This is a genomic window from Pseudomonas sp. CM27 (genome assembly GCF_013179515.1).
Classification (GTDB): domain Bacteria; phylum Pseudomonadota; class Gammaproteobacteria; order Pseudomonadales; family Pseudomonadaceae; genus Aquipseudomonas.
Genome location: NZ_JABMCN010000200.1, coordinates 1 through 11,261 on the forward strand (window position 1 = coordinate 1; position 11,261 = coordinate 11,261).

Annotated in this window: 12 protein-coding genes; 8 read left to right on the forward strand and 4 right to left on the reverse strand. The window is 61.3% G+C overall.

The window, feature by feature from the left end; genetic code table 11:
* Positions 1-155: 155 nt before the first annotated feature.
* Positions 156-635: an Lrp/AsnC family transcriptional regulator gene (locus tag HP547_RS21555; protein WP_025340567.1), complete on the reverse strand. Its 480-nt coding sequence runs from the start codon at positions 633-635 to the stop codon at positions 156-158.
* Between the two features lie 127 nt (positions 636-762).
* Here HP547_RS21555 and HP547_RS21560 point away from each other — a divergent pair, with 127 nt between their 5' ends.
* The gene (locus tag HP547_RS21560) at positions 763-1,959 is read left to right on the forward strand and encodes a methionine gamma-lyase (protein ID WP_172287387.1); all 1,197 of its coding nucleotides are present in this window, start codon (positions 763-765) and stop codon (positions 1,957-1,959) included.
* A gap of 251 nt (positions 1,960-2,210) precedes the next feature.
* Here the strand turns inward: HP547_RS21560 and HP547_RS21565 are convergent, their stop codons facing one another.
* On the reverse strand, positions 2,211-2,648 hold the full coding sequence (locus HP547_RS21565; RefSeq protein ID WP_172229061.1) for a ZapG family protein: 438 nt from the start codon (positions 2,646-2,648) through the stop codon (positions 2,211-2,213).
* A gap of 135 nt (positions 2,649-2,783) precedes the next feature.
* Here HP547_RS21565 and HP547_RS21570 point away from each other — a divergent pair, with 135 nt between their 5' ends.
* From HP547_RS21570 to zapE, 3 genes are all read left to right on the forward strand, one after another.
* Entirely contained in the window at positions 2,784-3,419 is a 636-nt protein-coding gene (locus tag HP547_RS21570; protein ID WP_172287388.1) for an alpha/beta hydrolase, read from the forward strand.
* 25 nt (positions 3,420-3,444) lie between these two features.
* On the forward strand, positions 3,445-4,794 hold the full coding sequence (locus HP547_RS21575; RefSeq protein ID WP_172229057.1) for a tryptophan--tRNA ligase: 1,350 nt from the start codon (positions 3,445-3,447) through the stop codon (positions 4,792-4,794).
* An 84-nt stretch (positions 4,795-4,878) separates the two neighbouring features.
* Positions 4,879-5,973 carry a cell division protein ZapE gene (gene zapE, locus HP547_RS21580; RefSeq protein ID WP_172229055.1) on the forward strand — a complete coding sequence of 365 codons (1,095 nt, stop codon included), beginning with the start codon at positions 4,879-4,881 and terminating at the stop codon, positions 5,971-5,973.
* Positions 5,974-6,054: 81 nt separating this feature from the next.
* Here zapE and HP547_RS21585 read toward each other — a convergent pair whose 3' ends face one another.
* Together HP547_RS21585 and HP547_RS21590 are read right to left on the reverse strand one after the other, a co-directional pair.
* Positions 6,055-6,975 carry a GlxA family transcriptional regulator gene (locus HP547_RS21585; RefSeq protein WP_172229065.1) on the reverse strand — a complete coding sequence of 307 codons (921 nt, stop codon included), beginning with the start codon at positions 6,973-6,975 and terminating at the stop codon, positions 6,055-6,057.
* 288 nt (positions 6,976-7,263) lie between these two features.
* On the reverse strand, positions 7,264-8,304 hold the full coding sequence (locus HP547_RS21590; protein ID WP_172229053.1) for an NADP(H)-dependent aldo-keto reductase: 1,041 nt from the start codon (positions 8,302-8,304) through the stop codon (positions 7,264-7,266).
* 258 nt (positions 8,305-8,562) lie between these two features.
* On the opposite strand from HP547_RS21590, the gene rplM reads away from it, so the two are divergent.
* The 4 genes from rplM to HP547_RS21610 all read left to right on the forward strand — a co-directional run.
* Positions 8,563-8,991: a 50S ribosomal protein L13 gene (gene rplM, locus HP547_RS21595; RefSeq protein WP_003260798.1), complete on the forward strand. Its 429-nt coding sequence runs from the start codon at positions 8,563-8,565 to the stop codon at positions 8,989-8,991.
* 14 nt (positions 8,992-9,005) lie between these two features.
* On the forward strand, positions 9,006-9,398 hold the full coding sequence (gene rpsI / locus HP547_RS21600) for a 30S ribosomal protein S9 (RefSeq protein WP_003260797.1): 393 nt from the start codon (positions 9,006-9,008) through the stop codon (positions 9,396-9,398).
* A gap of 262 nt (positions 9,399-9,660) precedes the next feature.
* A complete protein-coding gene (gene petA / locus HP547_RS21605) occupies positions 9,661-10,254 on the forward strand; it encodes a ubiquinol-cytochrome c reductase iron-sulfur subunit (RefSeq protein ID WP_172287389.1) in 594 nt (197 codons plus the stop codon).
* Positions 10,254-11,261: cytochrome bc complex cytochrome b subunit (locus HP547_RS21610; protein WP_172287390.1), on the forward strand; the 1,008-nt coding region annotated here is incomplete at its 3' end. The genes petA and HP547_RS21610, both read left to right, overlap by 1 nt.

Here is an 11,261-nt window from a genome sequence, read left to right on the forward strand (position 1 = left end):
ACTCGGACTGGTCTCGATACTGGATACGATCAACCGGCTTAGCCGCATAGCTTGAACCGCCGTGTACGGAACCGTACGCACGGTGGTGTGAGAGGACGGCGGGTGTGAGCCCGCCTCCTACTCGATTCTCGTTTCCACGGGACCGCGGGTGCCGTTCAGATATGTTTTTCAGACACTGGAATTACGCGCCGCTCCTTCACCGCCTTGTAGGAAAAACTCGAATAAATCTCCTTCACCCCCGGCAAGCGTTGCAGCACCTCGCGGGTGAATTCCCCGAACGACTCCAGGTCGCGCGCAAGAATTTCCAGCAGAAAATCATAGCGCCCCGAGATGTTGTGGCAGGCCACGATCTCGGGAATTTCCATCAGCCGTTGCTCGAACGCCAACGCCATGTCCTTGGTGTGCGAATCCATCATGATGCTGACGAAAGCGGTCACGCCAAACCCCAGCGATTTGGGCGAGAGGATGGCCTGGTAGCCAGTGATGTAGCCGTTGTCTTCCAGCAGCTTGACCCGCCGCCAGCAGGGCGAGGTGGTCAGTGCCACCTGGTCGGCCAGCTCGGCGACGGTAAGGCGGGCGTTGTCCTGCAGCGCGGCAAGAAGCGCGCGGTCGGTGCGGTCGAGAGTCGAAGGCATGTCTTGCCCTCCAGGTTTGGTTTTTGTTGTTTTTGTTCCAGCATCTACCCGAACGCATGGGCCAATTTGGAAAAAAACGGGCAGGCCAGTGGCATAAGCTTATAGCAAACCACAAGAGGCTGTTGCCATGCGCGACTCCCATAATAAAACCGGTTTTTCTACACGCGCCATTCACCACGGTTACGATCCCCTGTCTCACGGTGGCGCCCTGGTCCCGCCGGTATACCAGACGGCTACCTATGCCTTTCCCAGCGTTGAATACGGCGCCGCCTGCTTTGCCGGGGAGCAGGCGGGGCATTTCTACAGCCGCATATCCAACCCTACCCTGGCCTTGTTGGAGCAGCGCATCGCCTCGCTGGAGGGGGGGGAGGCGGGTCTGGCGCTGGCTTCGGGCATGGGGGCCATTACTTCGACAATCTGGACGCTGTTGCGGCCGGGTGACGAGTTGATTGTCGGCCTGACGTTGTATGGCTGCACTTTCGCGTTCCTGCACCATGGCATCGGCGAGTTCGGGGTGAAGATTCGCCATGTCGACCTTAACGATGCGCAGGCCTTGAAAGCGGCCATCAACGGCAAGACGCGGATGATCTACTTCGAAACACCCGCCAATCCCAACATGCAGATGGTGGATATCGCGGCGGTTGCCGACGCCGCGCGAGGGCATGACTTGTCTGTGGTCGTCGACAACACCTATTGCACGCCTTACCTGCAGCGGCCATTGGAACTGGGTGCTGACCTGGTGGTGCACTCGGCCACGAAATATCTGAGCGGCCACGGCGATATCACTGCGGGCCTGGTGGTGGGGCGCAAGGACTTGGTTGACCGGATTCGCCTGGAAGGACTGAAGGACATGACCGGCGCGGTGCTGTCACCGCACGACGCGGCGCTGTTGATGCGCGGGATGAAGACCCTGGCCCTGCGCATGGACCGGCATTGCGAAAATGCCATGCAGGTCGCGCAGTTCCTGGCCCGGCAGCCACAGGTTGAACTGATCCATTACCCAGGATTGGCGTCGTTCCCGCAGTACTCGTTGGCCCAGCGGCAGATGCGCCAGCCCGGTGGGATGATTGCCTTCGAACTCAAGGGGGGTATCGAGGCGGGGCGACGCTTCATGAATGCCCTGCAGCTGTTTGCCCGGGCGGTGAGCCTGGGGGATGCGGAGTCGCTGGCGCAGCACCCGGCGAGCATGACTCATTCCAGCTATACCGCCGAGGAGCGGGCGCAGCATGGCATTTCGGAAGGGCTGGTGCGGTTGTCGGTGGGGCTGGAGGATGTGGAGGACCTGCTGGCGGATGTCGAGCAGGCGTTGCAAGCCTGCACATGAGCTGGTCATGCGGAGACGGAAAGTTTGCCCGATGCCTGATTCGGCAGGACAGGGGCAGTCTGGATGGGCTGGCGCAATGGCCAGTTCATCCAGCAGGAGTATCACCATGAAAGTAGTGCCAGAATACCTCGAACTGTTCATCTGCCGCAGCGGCGGTGACGACGAGGAGGGCGGTCAGTCCTGGCGTAAGCCTTGATCTGAATGAAAACCCCGCTTCGGCGGGGTTTTCATTGTTGGCGCGTTATCGGCCGTCAGCGTTTGAGCCCGTAGCTCTCGTCGAGCATGCCCGGCGAGTTCGGCGCTTTTGGTGCATAGTCGCGCGGGACTTCGGCAGTGTCCTTCGGCGGCGTCAGGCGATCACGCGGGCCTTGCGCGCCTTCGGAGTGCAGTGCGGCCAGCAGGCGCTGGCGAGTGACGTCATCGAGGGCCAGGCTGTTGGCGCCTTCGGCCAGGTGATCCTGGACATCCTGGTAGCTCTGGGTCAGTTTCTTGACCAGCATGGCGGTGCTGTTGAAGTGGGTAACCACTTCGTTCTGGTAGCTGTCGAAGCGCTTCTGCATTTCATCCAGCTGACGCTGAGTGCTGCTTGGCGCGGCATTGGGCAGCAGGCGGGCCACGACGAAACCAACCACCACACCAATGACCAGGGCCAAGGTCGGCAACAACCAAACAAGGAGCGAGAGTTCCACGAGTCCTTCCTCTATAAACGGCTTTGCTTTACGTTAACGGCTCAGACCTGCGCTGTATACCGCGAGCGATCGCAAATCAGAACAGAATTCCTCACCTAGACGAATCGACCCTTCACCAGGTCACGGAGTAGTGCCTTGCTTGTCCGCGAAACCCCCTTGTTCATCGATGGCCCCTGCGGCCAGCTGGAAGCCTTGTACCTGGACGTGCCCGAAGCCCGCGGCGCGGTGCTGATCTGCCATCCCAACCCGGTCCAGGGCGGCACCATGCTCAACAAGGTGGTCTCGACCCTGCAACGCACCGCCCGCGATGCCGGCTATGTCACCTTGCGCTTCAACTACCGTGGCGTCGGCCAGAGCGCTGGCAGCCATGACATGGGCGCGGGTGAGGTGGCCGATGCCGAGGCTGCGGCAGCCTGGCTGCGTGAACAGCATCCGCACCTGCCACTGGTGCTGATGGGCTTCTCGTTCGGCGGTTTTGTCGCAACCAGCCTGGCCGGCCGCCTGGAAACCGTCGGCGTGACGCTGCAGCGGCTGTTCATGATCGCCCCGGCGGTGATGCGCCTGACCGCGCAATTCCCGCTGCCGCAGCGCTGCCCGATCACCGTGGTGCAGCCGGACGCCGACGAAGTCGTCGATCCGCAGCTGGTTTACCAGTGGTCCGACAGCCTGTCGCGCCCCCATGAGCTGCTGAAAGTGGCAGAATGCGGACACTTCTTCCATGGCAAGCTGACCGATCTGAAGGATCTGCTGCTGCCGCGCCTTTCGAACTGAGCCAAGCCTGAATAAGCGAACACCCATGACCACGCGCATTCTTACCGGTATCACCACCACCGGCACTCCGCACCTGGGCAACTACGCCGGCGCCATCCGCCCGGCGATTCGTGCCAGCCAGCAGCCCGGTGTCGATTCGTTCTACTTCCTGGCCGACTACCACGCCCTGATCAAGTGCGACGACCCGCTGCGTATCCAGCGCTCGCGCCTGGAAATCGCCGCCACCTGGCTGGCCGGTGGCCTCGACCCGGACAAGGTGACCTTCTACCGTCAGTCCGACATCCCGGAAATCCCCGAGCTGACCTGGCTGCTGACCTGCGTGGCGGCTAAAGGCCTGCTCAACCGTGCGCATGCCTACAAGGCCTCGGTGGACAAGAACGTCGAAGCGGGCGAAGACGCCGATGCCGGCGTGACCATGGGCCTGTTCAGCTACCCGGTGCTGATGGCTGCAGACATCCTGATGTTCAACGCCAACCAGGTGCCGGTCGGCCGTGACCAGATCCAGCACGTGGAAATGGCCCGCGACATCGGCCAGCGCTTCAACCACCTTTTCGGCCAGGGCAGCGACTTCTTCGCCCTGCCGGAGGCGGTCATCGAGGAAAGCGTGGCGACTCTGCCGGGCCTGGACGGTCGCAAGATGTCCAAGAGCTACGACAACACCATCCCGCTGTTCACCAGCGCCAAGGACATGAAAGACGCCATCTCGCGCATCGTCACCGACTCGCGTGCGCCAGGCGAGGCGAAAGACCCGGACAACTCGCACCTGTTCACCCTGTTCCAGGCGTTCTCGACGCCGGTGCAATGCGCCGAGTTCCGCGACGAGCTGCTGCAGGGCCTGGGCTGGGGCGATGCCAAGCAGCGCCTGTTCCAGCTGCTGGACGGCCAGTTGGCTGAAAAGCGCGAGTATTACCACCAGCTGATCGCCCGCCCGGCCGACCTGGAAGACATCCTGCTGGCTGGCGCGGCCAAGGCCCGGAAGATCGCCACCCCGTTCCTCGAGCAACTGCGCGAGGCCGTTGGCCTGCGTTCGTTCCGCAGCAGCGTGCAGGCCAGCACCGAAGTGAAGAAAAAAGCCGCCAAGAGCGCGCGTTTCGTCAGCTTCCGTGACGAGGACGGCAGCTTCCGCTTCCGCCTGCTGGCCGCTGATGGCGAGCAATTGCTGCTGTCGCGCAGCTTCGCCGACGGCAAGAGCGCCGGCGCTGTCAGCAAGCAGCTGCAGCAGGGTGGCGAGGCCGATGTACGCGTCGAAGGCCTGGGCTTCGGCCTGTGGCTGAATGGCGAGCAGGTTGCCGACGGGCCGCAGTTCGACAGCGCTGAAGCCCGCGATTCGGCTATCGAAAGCCTGCGTGTAGCGCTTCAGCCACAACAAGACTGAGGCATTTCGCCGCAAGTCGCATTGCCATTAGGCGGGCCTGTCGCTACAGTGACGGCCCGTTTTTTGTTGCCTCGCTAACGAATTATGACTCCCTTAGAACGCTATCAAGCAGATCTGAAACGTCCCGACTTCTTCCATGACGCGGCGCAGGAAACTGCGGTGCGTCACCTGCAGCGCCTGTACGACGACCTGGTACACGCGCAGAACAACAAGCCGGGCATGTTCGGCAAGCTGTTCGGCAAGAAGGAGCAGACCCCGGTCAAGGGCCTGTACTTCTGGGGTGGGGTAGGGCGAGGCAAGACCTACCTGGTCGATACCTTCTACGAGGCGCTGCCGTTCAAGCAGAAGATGCGCACGCACTTCCACCGCTTCATGAAGCGTGTGCACGAGGAAATGAAAACCCTCAAGGGCGAGAAGAACCCGCTGACCATCATCGCCAAGCGCTTCAGCGATGAAGCCAGGGTGATCTGCTTCGACGAATTCTTCGTCTCGGACATTACCGACGCGATGATCCTCGGCACCTTGATGGAAGAGCTGTTCAAGAACGGCGTATCGCTGGTGGCCACCTCCAACATCGTGCCGGACGGTCTGTACAAGGACGGCCTGCAGCGTGCGCGCTTCCTGCCGGCCATTGCCATGATCAAGCAGTACACCGACGTGGTGAACGTGGACAGCGGCGTCGACTACCGCCTGCGTCACCTGGAGCAGGCCGAACTGTTCCACTACCCGCTCAACGACGCGGCGCACCAGAGCATGCGCGCCAGCTTCAAGGCGCTGACCCCTGAGTGCACCCAGGCGGTCGAGAACGATGTGCTGATGATCGAGAACCGCCCGATCAATGCCCTGCGTACCTGCGACGATGTCGCCTGGTTCGACTTCCGCGCCCTGTGCGACGGCCCGCGCAGCCAGAACGACTACATCGAGCTGGGCAAGATCTTCCATGCCGTGCTGCTGAGCAATGTGGAGCAGATGGGCGTGGCCACCGACGACATCGCCCGCCGGTTCATCAACATGGTGGACGAGTTCTACGACCGCAACGTCAAGCTGATCATCTCGGCCGAGGTCGAGCTGAAGGACCTGTATACCGGTGGCCGCCTGAGCTTCGAATTCCAGCGGACCCTGAGCCGGTTGCTGGAGATGCAGTCGCACGAATTCCTGTCGCGCGCTCACAAACCGTAAGAAAGCCGGGGCCGCTCTGCGGCCCATCGCTTGTGGGAGCCGCGCTTGCCGGCGATGGGCTGCGAAGCAGCCCCGAGGTCCTCAAGCCTCTTGCATGAACTGCTGCCGATACTGGTTCGGTGACAGCTCGGTATGCTGGCGGAACAGCCGTGCAAAGAAACTCGCATCGTCATAGCCGACCTCATAGCTGATGGTCTTGATGCTCTTGCGCGTGCTCGACAACAACCCCTTGGCCGTCTCGATCCGCAGCCGCTGCAGGTAGTGCAGCGGCTTGTCACCGGTTGCCCCCTGGAAGCGACGCATGAAGTTGCGGATGCTCATGCCGTGGTTGCGGGCCACGTCCTCGAAGCGGAACTTGTCGGCGAAGTGCTCTTCCAGCCAGTGCTGGATCTGCAGGATGATCAGGTCCTGGTGCAACTTCTGGCCACCAAAGCCCATGCGCCCCGGGGTGTAGTTGCGCTGCACTTCGTAGAGGATGTCGCGGGACACCGCGCGGGCCACGTTGGCGCCACAGAACCGTTCGATCAGGTAGATGTACAGGTCGCAGGCCGAGGTGGCGCCACCGGCACAATAGATATTGTCAGCGTCGGTCAGGTGCTTGTCCTGATTCAGCCGGATCTTCGGAAACCGTTCGGCAAAGGTGGTGAAAAAGCGCCAGTAGGTGGTCGCCTCCTTGCCGTCCAGCAGGCCCGATTCGGCCAGCCAGAACACGCCACTGGCTTCGGCGCACAGCACCGCGCCACGCGCATGCTGCTGGCGCAACCAGGGCAGCACCTGTGGATAACGTTGCAGCAGGTTGTCGAAGTCGTCCCAGTAGGCCGGGAGGATGATCACATCGGCGTCGTCCAGGCCGCCGTCAACCGGTAGCTGGACATTGCTGAAACTGTCCACGGGCTGGCCGTCGGGGCTCACCAGGCGGATCTCGAACATGGGGTCGAGGCCCAGGCCCAGCTGTTTGCTGTAGCGCAGGCTGGCGAGGTGGAAGAAGTCCTTGGCCTGCATCAAGGTCGAAGCGAACACCTTGTCAATGGCCAGGATGCTGACGCGCCGCAGCGACGCGGGGGGTTGGGTAAACATCATTGTCATTGTTCTTATAGGGTAGAGTGGTCAATCACCGGCTGGATCGTCTTATTTTTTGGCGATTGTGTCTAGCCCAAGCAACAGAGGGGCTGCTGTGCAGCCCATCGCCGGCAAGCCAGCTCCCACAGGTACAGCGCAGGCCTCAGGTTCGATGCCATCCTGCGGGAGCTGGCTTGCCGGCGATCGGGCCTCAAAGCGGCCCCTTTACGCTCAAGGCGCAGGGTTCGGCTGCTCCTGATGAATCGCCTCGATCGCCGCCAGCAGCTCGTCGCTCAGGTTCAGCTCAGCGCTGGCCAGGTTGCTCTCCAGCTGCTCCAGGCTGGTCGCTCCAATGATGTTGCTGGTCACGAACGGCTGCCGGGTGACGAACGCCAAAGCCATCTGCGCAGGGTCCAGGCCGTGCTCGCGGGCCAGCTGCACGTAGCGGCTGCAGGCTGCCACGGTCTGCGGGTTGGAATAGCGGGCAAAGCGGCTGAACAGGGTCAGGCGTGCGTGCTCAGGCCGTGCGCCATTCTCGTACTTGCCCGACAGCATGCCGAAGGCCAGCGGGGAATAGGCCAGCAGGCCGCACTGCTCGCGGATGGCCACTTCTGCCAGGCCCACCTCGAAGCTGCGGTTGAGCAGGTTGTACGGGTTCTGGATCGACACCGCCCGCGGCCAGCCACGGCTCTCGGCCAGCTGCAGGAACTTCATGGTGCCCCACGGCGTTTCGTTGGACAGGCCGATGTGGCGGATCTTGCCCGCGCGCACCTGCTCGTCGAGCACTTCGAGGGTTTCTTCCAGTGGGGTGAAATGGTCCTGTGGCAGGTGCTGGTAGCCCAGCTTGCCGAAGAAGTTGGTGTTGCGTTCCGGCCAGTGCAGCTGGTACAGGTCGATGCGGTCGGTCTGCAGGCGCTCCAGGCTGGCATCCAGCGCCGCGACGATGTGCTGGCGGTTGTGCTTGAGCTGGCCGTCGCGGATGTGGCTGATGCCGTTGCCGGGGCCGGCGACCTTGCTGGCCAGCACCCAGTCGTCGCGGTCACGGTTTTCGCGGAACCAGTTGCCGATGATGCGTTCGGTGGCTGCATAGGTTTCCGGGCGGGGCGGCACCGGGTACATCTCTGCGGTGTCGATGAAGTTGACCCCGGCGGCCTTGGCCCGGGCAATCTGCGTGAAGGCATCGGCCTGGACGTTCTGCTCGCCCCAGGTCATGGTGCCCAGGCACAGGGCGCTGACGGTGAGGTCGGTACGGCCGAGCTGGCGGTATTCCATCGGTTGGACACTCCTTGGCAATGGAAGCTCATCAAAGCAGGTTGAAATTTTTCGCGCAATCTGGATAATCCACCCCCTCTCCGCGTGGCGGAAGTGATGCACCACCGCGCAGGAAGAACCCCGTCGAACATTGGCGTGCCCGACCCGAGCCCCCAAAAGCGTCTGTGTTCGGCTGCGCGCTTGCCCTTGGCAAGCTGTGCACTATCCAGTAAGATTCGCCGTCTATTTTTCGCTGGGCGGCCTCTGAGGCTTTAGAGAATGAAAACTTTTACTGCTAAACCGGAAACAGTAAAGCGCGAGTGGTTCGTAGTCGACGCCGCTGGCCAGACCCTGGGTCGTCTGGCTACCGAAATCGCTAGCCGTCTGCGTGGCAAACACAAACCAGAATACACTCCTCACGTTGACACCGGCGACTACATCGTCGTCATCAACGCCGAGCAGGTTCGTGTGACTGGTGCCAAGTCTTCCGACAAAATGTACTACTCCCACTCCGGTTTCCCAGGTGGCATCAAGGAAATCAACTTCGAGAAGTTGATCGCCAAGGCCCCTGAGCGTGTTATCGAAACCGCGGTCAAAGGCATGCTGCCGAAGAACCCGCTGGGTCGCGACATGTACCGTAAGCTGAAAGTGTACGCGGGTGCAGCTCACCCACACACTGCTCAGCAGCCTCAAGAACTGAAGATCTAACGGGAAAGTTCATTATGTCGGCGACTCAAAATTACGGCACTGGCCGTCGCAAGACCGCAACCGCTCGCGTATTCCTGCGTCCGGGTACTGGTAACATTTCCATCAACAACCGTTCTCTGGACGTGTTCTTCGGTCGCGAAACCGCTCGCATGGTTGTTCGTCAGCCGCTCGAGCTGACCGAAACCGTTGAGAAGTTCGACATCTACGTCACCGTTTCCGGTGGTGGTGTCAGCGGTCAAGCCGGTGCGATCCGTCACGGTATCACCCGCGCTCTGATGGAATACGACGAAACCCTGCGTGGCGCTCTGCGTCGTGCTGGCTACGTCACCCGCGACGCTCGTGAAGTCGAGCGTAAGAAAGTGGGTCTGCGTAAAGCGCGTAAGCGTCCTCAGTACTCCAAGCGTTAATATCGCTTCGGCAGTCGAGAAAAGCCCGGTTCCTTGGAACCGGGCTTTTTTTTTGCCTTGAACTAACCTGTCAGCATGTCGGTGACCGCTTGTCGCATAGACGCAGATCAAGCAAAGCGCTGGTAGGGGCCCTCGCCGGGGTATTCACCTTGTCAGTGTGTGGTTTTGTTTCTTACCATGACGACCAAAATTTAGCGCCACTGACACAACCTAAGTACAGGTCTGGTGCAACAGGCCAAGCAAGCTGATGGGAGAGGACTGAATGAGCAATGACGGCGTCAACGCAGGCCGGCGCCGCTTCCTCGTAGCCGCGACATCCGTGGTCGGGGCAGCGGGAGCAGTGGGGGCTGCGGTACCGTTCGTGGGGTCATGGTTTCCCAGTGCCAAGGCGAAAGCCGCAGGTGCACCGGTGAAGGTCAATATTGCCAAGGTCGAGGCCGGGCAGCAGATGGTGGCCGAGTGGCGTGGCCAGCCCGTGTTCATCGTACGGCGAACGGAGGAAATCCTCGGCAACCTCAAGAAAATCACCGGCGAACTTTCTGATCCCGAGTCCAAGGCTTCGGTGCAGCCGACCTATGTCGACCCGGAGGTTCGCTCGATCAAGCCGGAAATCCTCATTCTCGTCGGCCTGTGCACGCATTTGGGCTGCTCGCCCACCTTCCGCCCGGAAGTCGCGCCTGCCGACCTTGGACCGAAGTGGGTGGGGGGCTACTTCTGCCCGTGCCACGGTTCCCACTATGACCTGGCTGGGCGTGTCTACAAGTCGCAGCCAGCGCCTCTCAACCTGCCAGTGCCACCGCACTCTTACGAGTCGGACGATGTCATCGTCATCGGCGTCGATCAGGAGAACGCATGATGAGCAAGTTCATGGACTGGATTGATGCTCGCTTCCCCGCCACCAAGATGTGGGAAGACCATCTGAGCAAGTATTACGCGCCCAAGAACTTCAACTTCCTGTACTTCTTTGGCTCCCTGGCGCTGCTGGTGCTGGTCAACCAGATCGTCACCGGGGTGTGGCTGACCATGAGTTTCACGCCCTCGGCGGAGGAGGCGTTCGCCTCGGTCGAGTACATCATGCGGGACGTCGAGTACGGCTGGATCCTGCGCTACCTGCACTCCACGGGGGCGTCGGCGTTCTTCATCGTGGTCTACCTGCACATGTTCCGCGGCCTGCTGTACGGCTCCTACCAGAAGCCACGCGAGCTGGTCTGGCTGTTCGGTATGCTGATCTACCTGGCACTGATGGCCGAGGCATTCATGGGCTATCTGCTGCCGTGGGGGCAGATGTCTTACTGGGGGGCCCAGGTGATCATCTCGCTGTTCGGTGCCATTCCGGTGATCGGTGATGACCTGACCCAGTGGATTCGCGGCGACTACCTGATCTCGGGCATCACCCTTAACCGCTTCTTCGCCCTGCATGTGGTTGCCCTGCCAATCGTGATTCTCGGTCTGGTGGTGCTGCACATCCTCGCGCTGCACGAAGTGGGCTCGAACAACCCCGATGGTGTGGACATCAAGAAGAAAAAGGACGAAAACGGCATCCCTCTGGACGGTATTCCGTTCCACCCGTATTACACGGTCAAGGACATTGTCGGTGTGGTGGTGTTCCTGTTCGTGTTCTGCGCCGTGGTGTTCTTCTTCCCGGAAATGGGCGGCTATTTCCTGGAAAAACCGAACTTCGAGCAAGCCAACGCCTTCAAGACACCGGAGCACATCGCGCCTGTGTGGTACTTCACGCCGTTCTACGCGATCCTGCGTGCTGTGCCTGACAAGTTGATGGGCGTTATCGCCATGGGTGCGGCCATCGCCGTACTGTTCGTTTTGCCCTGGCTCGACCGCAGCCCGGTGCGCTCCATGCGTTAC